Annotated in this window: 15 protein-coding genes and 1 tRNA gene; 8 read left to right on the top strand and 8 right to left on the bottom strand. The window is 59.2% G+C overall.

The features are described 5' to 3' along the window. Window positions 1-324 precede the first annotated feature (324 nt). The 4 genes from BUE09_RS16150 to BUE09_RS16135 form a co-directional block, all read right to left on the bottom strand. Window positions 325-3,159: a valine--tRNA ligase gene (locus BUE09_RS16150; protein WP_073302361.1), complete on the bottom strand. Its 2,835-nt coding sequence runs from the start codon at window positions 3,157-3,159 to the stop codon at window positions 325-327. Between the two features lie 156 nt (window positions 3,160-3,315). Beyond that, on the bottom strand, window positions 3,316-3,681 hold the full coding sequence (locus BUE09_RS16145; RefSeq protein ID WP_073302359.1) for a DNA polymerase III subunit chi: 366 nt from the start codon (window positions 3,679-3,681) through the stop codon (window positions 3,316-3,318). A 126-nt stretch (window positions 3,682-3,807) separates the two neighbouring features. Continuing rightward, the gene (locus BUE09_RS16140) at window positions 3,808-4,227 is read right to left on the bottom strand and encodes a DNA polymerase III subunit chi (protein WP_073302357.1); all 420 of its coding nucleotides are present in this window, start codon (window positions 4,225-4,227) and stop codon (window positions 3,808-3,810) included. 22 nt (window positions 4,228-4,249) lie between these two features. Continuing rightward, window positions 4,250-5,743: a leucyl aminopeptidase gene (locus BUE09_RS16135; RefSeq protein WP_073302355.1), complete on the bottom strand. Its 1,494-nt coding sequence runs from the start codon at window positions 5,741-5,743 to the stop codon at window positions 4,250-4,252. 185 nt (window positions 5,744-5,928) lie between these two features. Here BUE09_RS16135 and lptF point away from each other — a divergent pair, with 185 nt between their 5' ends. Together lptF and lptG are read left to right on the top strand one after the other, a co-directional pair. Further along, complete coding sequence (gene lptF, locus BUE09_RS16130; protein WP_073302354.1) at window positions 5,929-7,050, top strand: LPS export ABC transporter permease LptF; 1,122 nt, start codon at window positions 5,929-5,931, stop codon at window positions 7,048-7,050. After that, complete coding sequence (gene lptG / locus BUE09_RS16125; protein WP_073302352.1) at window positions 7,043-8,104, top strand: LPS export ABC transporter permease LptG; 1,062 nt, start codon at window positions 7,043-7,045, stop codon at window positions 8,102-8,104. The genes lptF and lptG overlap by 8 nt, the downstream gene beginning before the upstream one ends. Before the next feature lie 111 nt (window positions 8,105-8,215). On the opposite strand, the gene BUE09_RS16120 is transcribed toward lptG, so the two are convergent. The 3 genes from BUE09_RS16120 to BUE09_RS16110 all read right to left on the bottom strand — a co-directional run bounded on the left by BUE09_RS16120 (window position 8,216) and on the right by BUE09_RS16110 (window position 9,546). Further along, window positions 8,216-8,713 carry an RDD family protein gene (locus BUE09_RS16120; RefSeq protein WP_073302350.1) on the bottom strand — a complete coding sequence of 166 codons (498 nt, stop codon included), beginning with the start codon at window positions 8,711-8,713 and terminating at the stop codon, window positions 8,216-8,218. A 98-nt stretch (window positions 8,714-8,811) separates the two neighbouring features. After that, window positions 8,812-9,024 (bottom strand): cold-shock protein, encoded by a 213-nt coding sequence (locus BUE09_RS16115; protein WP_014853413.1) that lies wholly within the window; start codon window positions 9,022-9,024, stop codon window positions 8,812-8,814. Between the two features lie 435 nt (window positions 9,025-9,459). Continuing rightward, window positions 9,460-9,546 (bottom strand) — tRNA-Leu (locus BUE09_RS16110). A 114-nt stretch (window positions 9,547-9,660) separates the two neighbouring features. Here BUE09_RS16110 and queA point away from each other — a divergent pair. The 6 genes from queA to BUE09_RS16080 all read left to right on the top strand — a co-directional run bounded on the left by queA (window position 9,661) and on the right by BUE09_RS16080 (window position 15,676). Then, a complete protein-coding gene (queA, locus tag BUE09_RS16105; RefSeq protein ID WP_073302656.1) occupies window positions 9,661-10,710 on the top strand; it encodes a tRNA preQ1(34) S-adenosylmethionine ribosyltransferase-isomerase QueA in 1,050 nt (349 codons plus the stop codon). 14 nt (window positions 10,711-10,724) lie between these two features. Further along, window positions 10,725-11,840, top strand: a complete 1,116-nt coding sequence (gene tgt / locus BUE09_RS16100) for a tRNA guanosine(34) transglycosylase Tgt (RefSeq protein WP_143164677.1) — start codon at window positions 10,725-10,727, stop codon at window positions 11,838-11,840. Window positions 11,841-11,881: 41 nt separating this feature from the next. Continuing rightward, the gene (gene yajC / locus BUE09_RS16095; RefSeq protein WP_019341076.1) at window positions 11,882-12,211 is read left to right on the top strand and encodes a preprotein translocase subunit YajC; all 330 of its coding nucleotides are present in this window, start codon (window positions 11,882-11,884) and stop codon (window positions 12,209-12,211) included. A gap of 67 nt (window positions 12,212-12,278) precedes the next feature. After that, complete coding sequence (gene secD, locus BUE09_RS16090; protein WP_073302346.1) at window positions 12,279-14,147, top strand: protein translocase subunit SecD; 1,869 nt, start codon at window positions 12,279-12,281, stop codon at window positions 14,145-14,147. Between the two features lie 12 nt (window positions 14,148-14,159). Beyond that, entirely contained in the window at window positions 14,160-15,068 is a 909-nt protein-coding gene (gene secF / locus BUE09_RS16085) for a protein translocase subunit SecF (protein ID WP_073302344.1), read from the top strand. Between the two features lie 74 nt (window positions 15,069-15,142). Further along, a complete protein-coding gene (locus BUE09_RS16080; protein ID WP_073302342.1) occupies window positions 15,143-15,676 on the top strand; it encodes a glycine zipper 2TM domain-containing protein in 534 nt (177 codons plus the stop codon). A 48-nt stretch (window positions 15,677-15,724) separates the two neighbouring features. On the opposite strand, the gene suhB is transcribed toward BUE09_RS16080, so the two are convergent. Beyond that, the gene (gene suhB / locus BUE09_RS16075) at window positions 15,725-16,540 is read right to left on the bottom strand and encodes a type III secretion system regulator SuhB (RefSeq protein ID WP_073302340.1); all 816 of its coding nucleotides are present in this window, start codon (window positions 16,538-16,540) and stop codon (window positions 15,725-15,727) included. Between the last annotated feature and the right edge of the window lie 56 nt (window positions 16,541-16,596).

Here is a 16,596-nt window from a genome sequence, read left to right as displayed (position 1 = left end):
GCCATTCGGGTTGTTGATCTGGCTCGGGGCTGACAGGCTTAAAAATGGGGCGACTGGCGGTGCGAGAGAATTAAGTAACCGCGGTACGGAAGGTTTTACCTGCGTCGTGAACGGCTGCGCGTAGGGCAAACCGCCTCGGGTTCGCTTCGCTGCTGACTTACTTCATGTCGTGGAGCTTTCCGCGTGGGTTCAGGCCTGTCAGTTGCAATTCGTTATCGTCGTGTGCGGCATAGTGTACCAGCGGCGCTGAAAGCGACTTGTCATCAATCAAGCGCAGTTATCTAAGCCAAAAGGCCAGCACATCAAGTGCTGGCCTTTCGCTGATTACAGGCTGGCGATGCGCTCGCGCTGCTCGAGCAGTCTGGCTTTGGCTTGCTCAGCCTCAGACAGTTTCGCGCGTTCCTTGTCGATCACTTCTGCTGGCGCCTTGTCGACGAAGCCGGCATTGGCGAGTTTGCCGCCGACGCGTTTCACTTCGCCGTCGAGTCTGCCAATCTCCTTGTCGAGGCGAGCCAGTTCGGCTTCTTTATCGATCAGCCCCGCCATGGGAACCAGTACCTGCAGATCGCCCACCAGCGCCGTGGCGGACAGCGGCGCCTCTTCGCTAGCGGCAAGGACCCGAACGCTTTCCAACTTGGCCAGCTTCTTCAGCAGCGGCTCGTTATCGGCGAGGCGACGCTGGTCGGATTCGCTGGCATTGCCCAGCACCACGTCGATGCGCTTGGCCATGGAGATGTTCATTTCGCCACGGATCTGGCGGATGCCGAGCATGAACGCCTTGACCCATTCGATATCGTTTTCGGCCGCCTCATCGAGGCGCTCAGGGTTGAATTCCGGCCAGGGTTGCAACATCAGGGTCGGGCCGGATTTGCCCGCCAGCGGCGCAACGCGTTGCCAGATCTCTTCGGTGATGAACGGCATGAAGGGATGTGCAAGCCGTAGGGCCGTTTCCAGTACGCGCACCAACGTGCGGCGAGTGCCGCGCTGGCGTTCGATACTGGCGGTTTCGTCCCACAGCAGCGGCTTGACCAGCTCCAGATACCAGGCGCAGTACTCGTCCCAGATGAATTCGTACAACGCCTGAGCAGCCAGATCGAAGCGGAAGGCTTCGAGTTGGCGGGTCACTTCGGCCTCGGTGCGTTGCAGCGCCGAAATGATCCAGCGATCAACCGGAGAGAGCTCGACGGGTTCGTCGTTGATTCCTGTGTCCTTGCCCTCGGTGTTTTCGAAGACGAAGTTGGCGGCGTTCCAGATCTTGTTGCAGAAGTTGCGGTAGCCCTCGACGCGGCCCATGTCGAACTTCACGTCGCGGCCCGTGGAGGCTAGCGAGCAGAAGGTGAAGCGCAGCGCATCGGTGCCATAGCTGGCGATACCGTCGGGGAATTCGGCGCGGGTCTGCTTGGCGATTTTCTCGGCCAGCTTGGGCTGCATCATGCCGCTGGTGCGCTTTTGCAGCAGCGCGTCCAGCTCGATGCCGTCGACGATGTCCAGCGGGTCGAGCACGTTGCCCTTGGACTTGGACATCTTCTGACCTTGACCATCGCGAACAAGCCCGTGCACATACACCGTCTTGAACGGGATCTGGCCAGTCAGGTGAGTCGACAGCATGATCATCCGGGCCACCCAGAAGAAGATGATGTCGAAGCCGGTAACGAGTACATCAGTCGGATGGAACGTCTTGAGGAAGTCGGTCTGCTCGGGCCAGCCGAGCGTGGAGAACGTCCACAGGCCAGAGCTGAACCAGGTGTCCAGAACGTCTTCGTCCTGACGCAATTCGACCTCGCTGCCGAGGTTGTAGCGAGTGCGGGCTTCCATCTCGTCGCGGCCGACATAGACATTGCCAGCCTCGTCGTACCAGGCCGGGATGCGATGACCCCACCACAGCTGACGGCTGATGCACCAGTCCTGGATATCACGCATCCAGCTGAAGTACATGTTTTCGTATTGCTTGGGTACGAATTGGATCTCACCGCTCTCGACGGCCTTGATCGCCTTGTCTGCCAGCGGCTTGGTCGAGACATACCACTGATCGGTCAGCCAGGGTTCGATGATGGTGCCGGAGCGGTCACCGCGCGGGACTTTCAACGCATGGTCGTCGATTTTCTCGAGCAGGCTCATGGCTTCGAACTCGGCGACGATGGCTTTGCGCGCATCGAAACGATCCATATGCGCGTAGCCGTCGGGCAGGCTCGCGTCGACCTTGTCGTTCGGCGTACCGTCGATGTTGAACACCTGCGCGCGAGCCAGCACAGCGGCGTTGCGGTCGAAGATGTTGATCAGCGGGAGGTGGTGGCGCTTGCCGACTTCGTAATCGTTGAAGTCGTGGGCGGGCGTGATCTTTACGCAGCCGGTGCCGAACTCAAGGTCGACGTAGTCATCAGCCACGATGGGGATCAGACGGTTCACCAGCGGCAGCATGATGTGGCGGCCGATGAGGTTCTTGTAGCGCTCGTCCTCCGGATGTACCGCAACGGCAGCATCACCCAGCATGGTTTCCGGGCGGGTGGTGGCGACGACCAGATAATCCTTGCCGTCCGCCGTCTTGCAGCCGTCGGCCAGCGGGTAGCGCAGGTGCCAGAGGTGACCTTTCTCGTCGTGGTTTTCGACTTCCAGATCGGAAATTGCGGTGTGCAGCTTGGTGTCCCAGTTGACCAGGCGCTTGCCACGGTAGATCAGACCATCCTCATGCAGCCGAACGAAGGCTTCCTTTACGGCGTTGGACAGGCCTGCATCCATGGTGAAGCGTTCGCGCGACCAATCTACCGAAGAACCCAGGCGGCGGATCTGACGAGTGATGTTGCCGCCGGATTCCTCCTTCCATTCCCAGACCTTCTCCAGAAACTTGTCGCGACCCAGGTCGTGACGGCTGACGCCCTGCGCACCGAGTTGACGTTCGACCACCATCTGCGTGGCGATACCGGCATGGTCTGTGCCCGGTTGCCACAGCGTGTTGCGGCCCTGCATGCGACGGAAACGAATCAGCGCATCCATGATCGCGTTGTTGAAGCCATGCCCCATATGCAGGCTGCCGGTGACGTTCGGCGGCGGGATCATGATGGTGTAGGGCTCGCCTGAACCCTGGGGGGCGAAATAGTTATTCGATTCCCAGGTCTGGTACCAGGAAGTTTCGATGGCGTGCGGCTGGTAGGTCTTGTCCATGCGGCGGGACCCTTAGAACGGCTGATCGGAAAAGCCGGCAAGTATAAAGGCAAAGTAGATGATCGGCAGGGTTGCGATGCCGCTTTTGTCCCGCAGGCACCGCTGAGCTGCGCGTGAAGGTCTGTTCCGGCGCGACCTGTGCCTGTTGCCAGAGAATCAGGAGCGATGCGACTTGATCAGCTGCTCGGCGCGTGCTTCCAGGCGAACTCGAAGTTCGGCTTCGATCTGCGGCACGAAGTCATCGATGACCTCCTGCAGGATCAGTTGCGCGGCATTGCGCAACTCGTGGTCGAGATGCCGCTCGGCGAGTGTTCGAAAGGCTGTGCGTACGGCGGGCTCGCGTGGCTCGACCTCAGGTTCGGCGGCCGATGCGGGCGCGTATTCGACGATATCCGAAAGCATGGGAATGCTATCCGGGTCCAGCGTCTCGCTCAGCAGCGGCGGGTCCTGGTCGCCCAATAGCGCGCGAATGGATTCCAGATCATCGAGAAGGTGGGCTTTGGGGGGGCGCGATTGTGTCATGTACGGGGCATCCGGAATTGAGCGTCCAGGCGTATTGAGGGTGGTCCTGATCGGGCATTGGCCCACAAACTATCGATGTCGATCGGCGGCGGGCCCGGCGGCTCCTTCGCTTGCGGCCAGCACTCGTTACAGCTCGACTCTCTTGGGATCATAGCCACGCTGCCGGTAGAGGCGAAAATTGTCCCGGCAGACGGTCAGTAGCTCGGGCTGCTGATTGACGATTTCGATCACCCGGCTGAACCGGTCCGTATGCGGCGACAGGGTGGGTGACAGATTGATCAACAAACCCTGCGTGGCGGCGGGTGGCTGCTCGGTACCGATCACCACGGGCGCTTGAGGATGGTCGTCATAAAGCTCATGCGGAATGAAGCGCTCGGCGCGAAAGCTCCAGAGCAGCTCGTCCAATTCATTGCACTGCTGGTTATCCTGGCAGCGAATGAATACCGACAGGCCGTGCTGCCAGCCCTTGCTCGCCAATTGGCAGGCCGCTCTTGCACGGCCTGCCGGTTCGCTGTCAGGCAATACGTAGAATTCGATCCGCGTCATGCCCGACTTCCGCTCGTTTTGCTCATGCCTGCTCGGCTCGGTCCAGCAGATACTGGGTCAGCAGGGGGACTGGACGTCCCGTTGCGCCTTTTTCCTTGCCGCCACTGATCCAGGCGGTACCGGCGACGTCCAGGTGCGCCCAGGGGTAGGCCTTGGTAAAGCGCGAAAGGAAGCAGGCGGCGGTAATGGTGCCGGCCTTCGGTCCACCAATGTTGGCGATGTCAGCGAAGGGGCTGTCCAGCTGTTCCTGATATTCGTCGAACAATGGCAGTTGCCAAGCGCGGTCGTCGGCTTTCTGGCCAGCGCCCAATACATGCTGCAGCAATTCGTCGTTGTTGCCCAGCAGGCCGGACGTGTTGCTGCCCAGCGCTACGATGCAGGCGCCGGTCAGGGTGGCCACGTCGATCACTGCGCGGGGCTTGAAACGCTCGGCGTAGGTCAGGGTGTCGCAGAGCACCAAACGGCCTTCGGCGTCGGTGTTGAGGATCTCGACAGTCTGGCCGCTCATGGTGGTGACAATGTCGCCAGGGCGAGTGGCGTTGCCGCTGGGCATGTTTTCCGCGCAAGCAAGAAGGCCGACGAGGTTGATCGGGAGCTCAAGTTCCAATGCGGCCCGGAAGGTGCCCAGCACGCTGGCAGCGCCGCACATGTCGTACTTCATTTCGTCCATGCCCTGGCCGGGCTTGAGGCTGATGCCTCCGGTGTCGAAGGTGATGCCTTTGCCGACCAGCGCGTAGGGCTGATCGCCCTTTTTTCCGCCGTTGTACTGCATGACGACGATACAGCCGGGCTGGTCGCTGCCCTGGGATACAGCCAGGAAGGAGCCGGCACCGAGTTCACGCAGCTTCTTTTCGTCCAGAACCTCGACTTTCAGGCCTTTGAAGGTCTTGCGAAGCTGCTTGGCCTGCTCGGCCACATAGCTTGGGTGGCAGATGTTCGGCGGCAGGTTGCCAAGGTCACGGGCGAAACTCATGCCGGCGGCAATCGCCGCGGCGTGGCGAGCGGCCTGCTCGATACGCGCCTGATCCGCCTTGTCAGTCAGAAGGATTATCTTGCCGAGCTTCGGCTCGTTGTTCTTCTTGCTCTTGAACTGGTCAAAAACGTACTGACCATCGGCCAGTACCTCGACCAGCATACGGGCACGTGCATAGATGTCTCGGTCCTTGACCTGCACATCCTGCAGGGCAAAGGTCGCATCGCCGCCGGCAAGGCCTTTGAGTACGCCGAGTGCAGCGCCGGCAATCTTGCGCCACTGCCGCCCGTCGCGCTCGTCGTCCTTGCCGGTGCCAACCAGCAGGACGCGATCAGCCTTGAGATTTGGCAGGCTATGCAGCAACAGGGTCTGTCCGGCCTTGCCATTCAGGTCGCCGCGTTTGAGAACTGCGCTGATGGCACCTCCACTGGCCTGGTCCACAGACTGGGCTGTGGCGCCGAGTAGGCCCTCTTCGCCAACGGGCAGAACCAGAGTGGCAGTTTTTGCCGCAGCTGCTTTGGTGTTCTTTACAACAAATTCCATGGCGTCGAGTCCCCAAGACAAAGAGTCGGGTTTGCAGGATAATGCCGGGCTTGTTTTCCGGTGGTTCGTCTACCGGGGCGTTGGAAAATGCTGAGTGGATCCAACGACCTGTTACGGGCGGGCCGGCTGCTTGGCGGCTAGTTTGAGCGTAGCCGCCGGAGCCTGACAACCCTGGAGTGTCCGGTTTGATCGTCTTTCGTTACCTGTCCCGTGAGCTTTTGGTCACCCTGAGCGCGGTAAGTGCTGTGCTGCTGGTGATCATCATGAGCGGCCGTTTTATCAAATACCTGGCGCAGGCCGCACAGGGGCTGCTCGATCCGGGCGTGCTGCTGATGATCATGGGGTTCCGTCTGCCGGGGTTCCTGCAGCTGATTCTGCCGCTAGGTTTGTTCCTGGGCATCCTGCTGGCTTATGGGCGGCTTTACCTCGATAGCGAGATGACCGTCCTCTCGGCCACCGGCATGAGTCAGCGTCGACTGCTCGTATATAGCCTTGCGCCGGCCGCGCTGGTTGCCGCGCTGGTTGGCTGGTTGAGCCTCGGCTTGGCTCCGCAGGGCGTCGCCGAGGTTGATCGTATTCTCAATGAGCAGGATTCTTTGACTGAGTTCGATACGCTGGTGCCAGGGCGCTTTCAGACGCTGCGCGACGGAACTCGGGTGACCTATACCCGCGAATTGACTGACGATCGCACCGAGCTGGCCGGCGTGTTCATCTCCGAGACCAATCTATCCAGCGCGACCGGTGAGAAACGTGGGCTCTCCGTTTTGGTCGCCGAAAGCGGGCGCCAGGAAATCCAGCCTGACGGAAGCCGCTATCTGATTCTGGAGAACGGCTATCGCTATGACGGCAATCCGGGGCAGGCTAATTATCGGGCGATCCAGTACGACACCTACGGCGTGCTGCTGCCCCGGCCGGAGGTCAGTGTCGAGCTGAGTGAACGAGAGTCAATGTCGACGGTTGATCTGCTTGGGAGCGACGACATTCGTTTGCAGTCCGAACTGCAGTGGCGGTTGTCTTTGCCGCTGCTGGTGTTCATCGTCACACTGCTCGCGGTCCCGTTGTCGAAGGTCAACCCACGCCAGGGACGCTTCCTGAAACTGCTGCCCGCAATCCTTTTGTATATGGCTTACCTCGCGTTGCTCATCGCTGCACGTAGCTCCTTGGACAAGGGTCGGATACCGCCGACGTTGGGGCTCTGGTGGGTACACGGAATTTTCTTCGCGATAGGGATGCTGATGCTTTACTGGGAACCGTTAAGGCTTGCCATCAGCAAGCGCCGCAGCCTGTCGAGGGCCGCTCATGCGTAAGCTCGATCGCTACATTGGCAGTCACGTGCTGCTGGCGATTCTGACGGTGTTGGGCATCATTGTCGGCCTGGCATTGTTGTTCGCCTTTATCGACGAGCTGGGTGACGTGAAAGGCAGCTATGGCACCTTGGACGCTGCCGTTTATGTGTTGCTGACCACGCCCTCTCGAATCTACGAGATGTTGCCGATGGCGGCCCTGATCGGCTGCCTTATCGGTCTTGGCACTCTGGCGAGCAGTAGCGAGCTGACCATCATGCGTGCTGCCGGCGTGTCTCTCGGGCGAATCGTGCTGGCCGTGATGAAGCCAATGCTGTTGCTGCTTCTGATCGGTGTACTGATTGGTGAATATGTATCGCCCTGGAGCGAAAACATTGCTCAGGCCAATCGATCTTCGGCTCAGGGCGCTGGTGAAGCGCAGAGCAGCAAGCGCGGGCTCTGGCATCGTCAGGGTGACGAATTCGTGCATATCAATGCGGTGCAACCCAGTGGTTTGCTGCTCGGCGTCACCCGCTACCGATTTGACGAGCAGCGGCAGTTGCTATCGGCAAGTTTTGCCCGGCGTGCACGTTATGAGGGCGATCGATGGTTGCTCAGCGATGTCGCTACGACGCATTTTCGAGGCGATCACACTGAGGTGACCAAGGCCGCCGAAGAGCGCTGGGATGTGCAGCTGACGCCACAGCTGGTCGGTACGGTCGTAATGGAGCCGGATGCGCTGTCGATCACCGGGTTATGGCGCTACATCCATTATCTGGGCGAGCAAGGGTTAAACAACGGGCGCTATTGGTTGGCGTTCTGGAGCAAGGTGTTGCAGCCGGCCGTGACGGTGGCGCTGGTATTGCTGGCAATCTCGTTCATCTTTGGGCCGCTGCGCTCTGTGACGCTCGGTCAGCGTATTTTCACCGGTGTCATAGTTGGTTTCGTATTCCGCATTTTGCAGGACCTGCTGGGTCCGGCGAGCCAGGTGTTCGGCTTCTCACCGCTACTAGCAGTGGCGGTACCAGCGGCTATCTGCGCGCTGGCCGGTGTCTGGTTGTTGCGGCGGGCGGGATAACCAGGGGAAATGACGAAAGTGCTTGAGGCTGGAAGCTGGCGGAGAGAGCTGCAAGCCCCAAGCTGCCCAAAAGGTTCGGCCAGTCGGCAGGCGAACCGAGCAGCCTCCGGTCTATTTCTTATGCGTATTCTTCGGTAGCTGGACGACCTGGCTCTCGGAATAGATGTCCTGCCATGTCCGGTTTTGCTTGTCCCAAAGCATCCACCAGTAGCCCAAGCCCAGGGCGAGCCAGGAGATTATCGCAATCAGGAAGCGCAACAGTGCCTGCCATAAGTCTATGGCGGTGCCGTCGGTGTTTTGGATCCGCACCCCCCAGACCTGCATTCCGAGCGTCTGACCGTTGTGCGTCCAGAACTTGGCAAAAAAGGCGAACAGGGTGAACAGCAGCAATGTCGACAGGATCGGGTCTATATCGAGGCCGCCTGATTCAGCGACAGCCCTAAGGCCCTCACTGCCATAGAAAAAGCGCAAGATCACCTGCTGATAAAACAGCGTGACCACCATCATCAGTGCGATCGACAGAAAAGCATCATAGAGGATGGCGGCGAGTCGACGAGTCAGGCCGGCGGCAGGAAACGGGCCCTGCGGGCTGAGCGGGTGGTTGCGCATGCATGTTGTCTCGCTAGAAAAGGCAGTGGCGCATTCTACGGAAACGCGCGCATAAAAAAGCCCCTGATGTTGTCATCAGGGGCTTTTCGGAGCGGGGCTTATTCCTGGATTTGAACCTGATCAGCCTGCATGCCCTTTTGACCTTGCACAGCGATGAAGCTGACCTTCTGGCCTTCTTTCAGACTTTTGAAGCCGTTGCCTTCGATCGCGCGGAAGTGCACGAACAGATCCGGACCGCTTTCAGGCGTGATGAAACCAAAACCTTTTTCGTCGTTAAACCACTTGACGGTACCGTTCTGACGATTCGACATAGCTTTGTATCCTTGAAACTCAATAGTGGAAACGCCACTGCATATGCAGAAAGCGGAAACTGGTTGCAAGGAGTAAAGAGTCGAACGGATGTAGCGGATCTGAAGATCTACTGCATCAGGCCACGATTCAACAGCGACCCATGCAAACACAGTGGGCACACTCTACGATAACTCGCTGGGCGATGCCAAGCCCTTGGAGCCATAGACTTATACCCACTGCAAGCGGCGCTTTCAGTGCTGTTGGTGTTGCAGAAGTTCTGCTTTATCGCAGTTGATACGGCCGACGCTGCCTGCCATACCGGCAGTGGAAAGCCGTTTTGCTTGCAGCTAAGGCTTGCTTCGGCAGGGTGCTGTTGGCGTGTCGCAGGGGTGACGCCGCTGTTTGCTGCGGTTCCCCTTCATCAGAGGGCAAAGTTGCCTCTGATCACTGAATTATGGTGCCTCGAGAGAGACTCGAACTCTCACGTTGTTACCAACGGCGGATTTTGAATCCGCTGCGTCTACCGATTCCGCCATCGAGGCACAGTGGCGGCGCAGTATAGGGATGCAATGCGTAACGGTCAATCGTCTAGCGTGGTCAGAATGAGGTGTTTCCGCTAAGCTTTGCGCCCCTGATGTCCCGTGCTGATCTTTTCAATGCAAGTCTCTGCTTTTTCCTTCGATCTTCCTGATTCGCTGATCGCCCGACATCCTTTGGCCGAGCGTCGTGGCAGTCGTTTGCTGACACTTGACGGGCCGACCGGTTTGCTTGGTCACCACAGCTTTGCTGAGCTGCTCGATTGCGTACGCCCCGGCGACCTGATGGTGTTTAACAACACGCGGGTGATTCCGGCGCGCCTGTTCGGCCAGAAAGCGACTGGTGGCAAAGTCGAAGTGCTTGTCGAGCGCGTGCTCGATGATCGCCGGGCGCTGGCGCATATACGGTCCAGTAAGTCGCCCAAGCCTGGGGGCAGGATTCACATCGATGGTGGGGGCGACGCGCTGATGCTGGCGCGGCATGATGCGCTGTTCGAATTGGAGTTCAACGAAGACGTATTGCCGTTGCTGGAGCGCGTCGGCCATATGCCATTGCCGCCTTATATAGATCGGCCGGACGAAGCCGCGGATCGTGAACGCTACCAGACGGTCTATGCGCAACGGGTGGGCGCAGTTGCTGCGCCAACGGCCGGCTTGCATTTCGATGCACAGTTGCTGGCGGCGCTGCGTGATAAAGGGGTTGAGAGTGCGTTTGTCACGCTGCATGTCGGCGCGGGTACTTTTCAACCCGTGCGTGTCGAGCGTATCGAAGAGCACCATATGCATCGCGAATGGCTCGAAGTTGATCAGGGTGTCGTCGATGCAGTGGCGGCCTGTCGTGCTCGAGGCGGTCGTGTGGTGGCCGTAGGTACCACCAGCGTACGTTCGCTTGAGAGTGCTGCGCGCGACGGCGTGCTCAAACCATTCAGTGGCGATACCGACATCTTTCTTTATCCAGGCAAGCCGTTTCATGTGGTCGATGCGCTCGTCACTAACTTCCATCTGCCTGAGTCGACGCTGCTGATGCTGGTTTCCGCGTTCGCTGGCTACCCGGAAACCATGGCCGCCTATGCCGAGGCGATCGCCAGCGGTTATCGTTTTTTCAGTTACGGTGATGCCATGTTCATCACGCGCAATCCGGCCCCGCGCGGCCCCGAGGATTCCCAATGAGTCGTACCTGTCACATGTCTTTCGAGCTGCTTGCCACCGAAGGCAAAGCCCGTCGTGGGCGTTTGACCTTTCCGCGAGGCACGGTAGAAACCCCGGCGTTCATGCCGGTGGGCACGTATGGCACCGTGAAAGGCATGCTGCCGCGCGATATCGAGGAGATCGGGGCGCAGATCATTCTCGGCAATACCTTTCATTTGTGGTTGCGGCCGGGCACCGAAGTCATCAAGGCGCACGGCGACCTTCACGACTTCATGCAGTGGCAGGGGCCGATCCTGACCGACTCGGGCGGTTTCCAGGTGTTCAGTCTCGGTGCGATGCGCAAGATCAAGGAGGAGGGCGTCTACTTTGCCTCGCCAGTCGATGGCGCCAAAGTCTTCATGGGACCCGAGGAGTCCATGCAGGTGCAGCGCGATCTCGGCTCCGATATCGTGATGATATTCGACGAATGCACGCCCTATCCGGCCGACGAAGATGTCGCGCGGCGCTCGATGGAGTTGTCGCTGCGCTGGGCGCAGCGCTCCAAGGATGCCCACGGTGACAGTCCTGCGGCGCTGTTCGGCATCGTTCAGGGCGGCATGCACGAGTCGCTGCGCATGCGCTCACTGGAGGGGTTGTGCGAGATTGGTTTCGACGGTCTGGCGATCGGCGGCCTCTCGGTCGGCGAGCCGAAGGAGGAAATGCTTCGCGTGCTTGATTTCCTCCCGCCGCAGATGCCGGCCGATAAGCCGCGTTACCTGATGGGGGTGGGCAAGCCGGAAGATCTGGTCGAGGGCGTGCGCCGCGGTGTGGACATGTTCGATTGCGTCATGCCGACGCGCAATGCGCGTAACGGGCATCTGTTTACCGACAGTGGGGTGATCAAGATTCGCAACGCCATGCACCGGCACGACGAATCTCCGCTGGATGCCGGTTGCGACTGTTACACCTGCAAACACTTCTCCCGCGCCTATCTGCATCATTTGGATAAGTGTGGCGAAATGCTGGGCAGCATGTTGAATACAATCCACAACTTGCGTCATTACCAGCGTCTGATGGCTGGTTTACGCGATGCTATTCAACAGGGTACATTGGCGACCTTTGTCGACGCCTTCTATGCCAAGCGCGGTCTGCCAACGCCGCCGCTTGCGTGACGAATCCATAACTAAACTGATCTCTGCAACAGGAGTGCTACATGAGCTTTCTGATTCCCGCCGCCTACGCTCAAGAGGCTGCCGCTGGTCCCGCCGGTAGTGGCTTCGAGTGGCTGTTCCTGGTTGGTTTTCTGGTCATTTTCTATCTGATGATCTGGCGTCCACAAGCCAAGCGCGCCAAGGAACATAAGAACCTGATCGGCGGCTTGCAGAAGGGTGACGAAGTGGTGACTTCCGGTGGTATCGCGGGCAAGGTCACCAAAGTTTCTGATGACTTCGTCGTGATCGAGGTTTCCGATTCGGTGGAGCTGAAGTTCCAGAAGGCAGCGATTGCCGCAACGTTGCCCAAGGGCACGCTGAAAGCCATCTGAGCTGACTACTACTCAACACCAACGACGGGGCGCGCAAGGCGCCCCGCGTCATTAGACGGGCTGCGTCATGCTCAATAGATTCCCTCTCTGGAAATACCTGCTGATAGTGGTGGTGATAGGCATTGCCTTCATCTATTCGGCACCAAACCTCTACCCTGATGATCCGGCGGTTCAGGTCACTGGCGCTGCGGCTTCGCTCAACGTCACTGAAGCCGATCTTGATCGAGCCAGCAAGGCACTTGCTGCGGCCGGCATCGAAGTCAAGGCAGCGGGCCTGGACGAACAGGGTCGTGGCGGTTTGTTGCGCCTGACCAATCAGGACGATCAGTTGCCCGCCAAGGATGTGGTGCGCCGCGCGCTGGGCGATGCCTACGTGGTTGCGCTCAACCTTGCGCCCACGACGCCTGAGTGGCTGCGCAATTTGGGCGCGAGCCCGATGAAGCTGGGCCTGGATTTGTCCGGTGGCGTGCATTTTCTGCTCGAAGTCGACATGGAAAAAGCCATCGAAACACGTCTCAACGTTTACGAGGGTGAGGTCAAGAGCCTGTTGCGCAAGGAGCGCGTGCGCTATCGCAGCCTCCCGTTGACTGATAATGCTGTACAGCTAGGTTTTGCCGATGAAGCCACGCTTTCGGCTGCCCAGGCGCTGATCCGCAAGAGCTTCAACGATTTTGAGCTGACTTCCACCGAACGCAATGGCCAGCAGGTGCTGCGCCTGGCCATTACCGAGGCCAAGCTGGCGGAGATTCGCGAGTATTCGATCAAGCAGAACCTGACCACGGTCCGTAATCGGGTCAATGAGTTGGGTGTCTCCGAACCCTTGGTCCAGCGTCAGGGTGCCAACCGCATCGTGGTTGAGCTTCCGGGGGTTCAGGATACGGCCGAAGCCAAGCGTATCCTGGGCAAGACCGCCAACCTCGAGTTCCGGCTGGCTGCTGAAGCCGATGCCGCGCGGGCGACAACCGAAACATTTGAATTCCGTGAGGAGGGGCGGCCGCCTGTTCAGCTCGAGCGCAATCTGATCATTACTGGCGACCAAGTCACCGACGCTCAGGCCAGCTATGACGAGAACGGCCGACCTCAGGTGAATATCCGTCTGGATGGTCACGGCGGCGATCTGATGAACCGCGCCACTCGCAACAACGTTGGGCGCAGCATGGCGGTTGTGTTCATCGAGCAGCGGCCGACAACGCGCTACGTTAAGCAGATGGTCGACGGTGTTGAGCAGGAAGTGCGCGTTGAGACCTTCCAGGAAGAGAAAAAAGTCATCAGCCTGGCAACTATCCAATCTCCGTTGGGCAGTCAGTTCCGCATCACTGGTCTAGATGGTCAGGGTGAGTCATCCGAGTTGGCTCTGTTGCTTCGTGCTGGCGGCCTGGCTGCGCCGATGTACTTTGCTGAAGAGCGCACCATCGGCCCGAGTCTGGGCGCTGAAAACATCCAGCTCGGTGTCGAGGCGGCGATGTGGGGCTTCCTGTTCGTCGCGGTGTTCATGGTGCTGATCTACAAGTTCTTCGGGGTGCTAGCTACGGTTGCCCTGCTGTTCAACATGGTAGTGCTGACGGCGTTGATGTCGATGCTGGGCGCCACGCTGACGCTGCCGGGTATCGCCGGTATCGTGTTGACGATGGGCATGGCGGTTGACGCTAACGTGCTGATTTTTTCGCGGATCCGAGAAGAAATTGCCAATGGCATGTCTGTTCAGCGCGCCATCCATGAAGGCTTCGATCGGGCGTTTTCGGCGATCGTTGACGGCAACCTCACGACGCTACTGGTCGGCGGCATACTCTTCGCCATGGGAACCGGACCGATTAAGGGCTTCGCCGTTACGCTCTCGCTCGGGATTATCACTTCCATGTTTACTGCTGTCATCGTGACTCGAGCCATGGTCAACCTGATCTATGGTGGCCGTGATCTTAAGAAGTTGTGGATTTAAGGGGCTAGCACGATGAAACGCGTAATCAATTTCATGGGCGTGCGTCATGTGGCGTTTGCTCTGACCGTAGTGCTCACGCTTGCCTCCCTGGCTAGTCTGGCGGTAAAGGGTCTGAATTTCGGTCTGGACTTTACCGGCGGCACGCTAATCGAGCTCTCTTACGAGCAGCCGGTCGCGCTGGATCAGGTGCGCTCTCAGCTTGCCGGTTCCGGTTTCAACGAGGCTGTGGTTCAGAGCTTTGGTGCCACCACTGATGTCCTCGTGCGCATGCCGGGCGACGATCCTCTACTGGGCGAGCGCATTGCCGAAGCGCTGCGTGGTGGCGAGGCGGGCAGTGCTGTAACGGTTAAGCGGGTGGAGTTCGTTGGGCCGGCAGTGGGTGAGGAATTACGGGATCAGGGCGGTCTGGGTATGTTGCTCGCCCTGGGCGGCATTCTGGTTTATGTCGCGTTCCGCTTCCAGTGGAAATTCGGTCTGGGCGCGGTGCTGTCGCTGTTCCACGACGTGATCCTGGTGCTGGGGGTCTTCTCTCTGTTTCAGATCTCCTTTGACCTGACGGTGCTGGCAGCGGTGTTGGCGGTGATTGGTTATTCGTTGAACGACACCATCGTCATCTTTGACCGAATCCGCGAAAACTTCCGGATGCTGCGCAAGGCGGAGCTACTGGAGAACATTAATATTTCCACCACGCAGACCTTGCTGCGCACCCTGGCGACCTCGGTATCCACATTGCTGGCGGTTGGTGCGCTGATGTTCTTCGGTGGCGAAAATCTATGGGGCTTTTCCCTGGCGCTTCTGATCGGTGTCGGCGCAGGTACCTACTCGTCGGTTTATGTCGCCGGTATGTTGCTGGTATGGCTGAATCTGACGCGGGAAGATCTGATTCCCCCTGTTGTTGAAGAGGTCGACGAGCTTCCCTGAGTTCGAACTTCCCGCACTCTGACGGGTCCAACGCGCCGCCGCGAGCCTGGCTCGTCAGATGAAAGGAAGATGCAGTGAACAAGTCGATGTTGGTCGGTACAGTCCTTGGGGCTGTTGTGGTGAGCGCTGGCGGTGCTTTTGCAACCTACGCGCTGGTCGATCAAGGGCCTGAGTTCGCCAGCGTGCTGGCCGTGAATCCTGTCGAGGAGACCGTCAAGACGCCTCGGGAAATATGCAAGGACGTGACGGTCACCCGCCAGAGACCCGTACAGGACAGTAACCGTATTGCCGGCACAGCCGTTGGGGCGGTGGTTGGTGGTCTGCTCGGAAACCAGATTGGCGGTGGCAGCGGCAAGAAGATTGCCACGGTCGCCGGAGCGGTCGGCGGTGGCTACGCCGGTAATCAGGTGCAAGGCCGCATGCAGGCGAATGACACCTATAGCACAACGGAAACCCGTTGCAGCACGGTCACCGATAGCCACCAAAAGATTGTGGCCTATGAGGTGAAATACGATCTTGACGGCAAGGTTGGGCAGGTGCGGATGGATCGCGACCCTGGCCAGAAAATTCCGGTCCGTGACGGTCAACTGGTGCTGACGCAGCAGTGAACTGATTTGATAAAAACGCCCGGAAGGGCGTTTTTTTTCGCTTCGTGATTACCGTTTCAGTGCTGGGGTCAGATGAGGCTGGATGGCGGTGAGCACGGCCTTGAAACACTTGGTGTTGCCGGCAACGATCTGCCCCTTCTCCAGGTACTCATGGCTGCCGCTAAAGTCACTGACCAGGCCGCCGGCTTCTTGAATCAGCAGGGCGCCTGCGGCCATGTCCCATTCGGATAGGCCAAACTCCCAAAACGCGTCATAGCGACCGGCAGCGACGTAGGCCAGATCGAGGCTGGCCGCTCCAGCGCGACGAAGCCCTGCGGTTTGACCAACCAGGCTTCGGAACATGTTGAGATAGCTGTCGAGGTTGTCCAGCTGGCTGTCGCGAAACGGGAATCCCGTGCCGAGGAGCGCGCCTTCGAGACTTTTCCTCGCGCTGACACGCAGCCGGCGACCATTGAGGGCGGCGCCACGTCCCCGGCTAGCTGTGAACTCTTCCTGGCGTACTGGATCGATCACTACGGCGTGCTCGAGGCGACCACGGTATTTGCAAGCGATGCTGACTGCGTAGTGGGGGACGCCACGTAGAAAGTTGGTGGTGCCGTCCAGCGGGTCGATTACCCAGAGGTAATCTTTGCCGTCCCCGCTGCCTTCCAGCTGTCCGCCTTCCTCGCCAAGGATTCCATGGTTTGGATAGGCTTTGCGCAGCGCAGCAACGATCAGTTGTTCGGCTGTGCGGTCGACTTCCGAGACGTAATCGCGCGCGTCCTTTTCGCTAACCGAGATCACGTCCAGGCGCTCGGTGGAACGAACAATCATTTCGCCAGCGCTACGGGCGGCGCGCAGCGCGATATTCAGCATGGGCTGCATCGATCAAATACCTGGTCGTTTAAAGAAAGCCGGCAATTCTATCAGAAACCTATCCG

The sequence above is a fragment of the Stutzerimonas xanthomarina DSM 18231 genome, from assembly GCF_900129835.1.
Lineage (GTDB): Bacteria > Pseudomonadota > Gammaproteobacteria > Pseudomonadales > Pseudomonadaceae > Stutzerimonas > Stutzerimonas xanthomarina.
This window is presented reverse-complemented; position numbering and strand designations above follow the sequence as displayed.

What these genes read in the sequence shown, in the direction of transcription:
- lptG (WP_073302352.1), top strand. Translation starts at nt 7,043, where the DNA reads ATGCGTAAGCTCGATCGCTACATTGGCAGTCACGTGCTGCTGGCGATT.
- BUE09_RS16115 (WP_014853413.1), bottom strand. Translation starts at nt 9,024, where the DNA reads ATGTCGAATCGTCAGAACGGTACCGTCAAGTGGTTTAACGACGAAAAA.
- suhB (WP_073302340.1), bottom strand. Translation starts at nt 16,540, where the DNA reads ATGCAGCCCATGCTGAATATCGCGCTGCGCGCCGCCCGTAGCGCTGGC.
- tgt (WP_143164677.1), top strand. Translation starts at nt 10,725, where the DNA reads ATGTCTTTCGAGCTGCTTGCCACCGAAGGCAAAGCCCGTCGTGGGCGT.
- secF (WP_073302344.1), top strand. Translation starts at nt 14,160, where the DNA reads ATGAAACGCGTAATCAATTTCATGGGCGTGCGTCATGTGGCGTTTGCT.
- BUE09_RS16135 (WP_073302355.1), bottom strand. Translation starts at nt 5,743, where the DNA reads ATGGAATTTGTTGTAAAGAACACCAAAGCAGCTGCGGCAAAAACTGCC.
- BUE09_RS16145 (WP_073302359.1), bottom strand. Translation starts at nt 3,681, where the DNA reads ATGACACAATCGCGCCCCCCCAAAGCCCACCTTCTCGATGATCTGGAA.
- BUE09_RS16120 (WP_073302350.1), bottom strand. Translation starts at nt 8,713, where the DNA reads ATGCGCAACCACCCGCTCAGCCCGCAGGGCCCGTTTCCTGCCGCCGGC.
- BUE09_RS16150 (WP_073302361.1), bottom strand. Translation starts at nt 3,159, where the DNA reads ATGGACAAGACCTACCAGCCGCACGCCATCGAAACTTCCTGGTACCAG.
- queA (WP_073302656.1), top strand. Translation starts at nt 9,661, where the DNA reads ATGCAAGTCTCTGCTTTTTCCTTCGATCTTCCTGATTCGCTGATCGCC.
- BUE09_RS16140 (WP_073302357.1), bottom strand. Translation starts at nt 4,227, where the DNA reads ATGACGCGGATCGAATTCTACGTATTGCCTGACAGCGAACCGGCAGGC.
- secD (WP_073302346.1), top strand. Translation starts at nt 12,279, where the DNA reads ATGCTCAATAGATTCCCTCTCTGGAAATACCTGCTGATAGTGGTGGTG.
- yajC (WP_019341076.1), top strand. Translation starts at nt 11,882, where the DNA reads ATGAGCTTTCTGATTCCCGCCGCCTACGCTCAAGAGGCTGCCGCTGGT.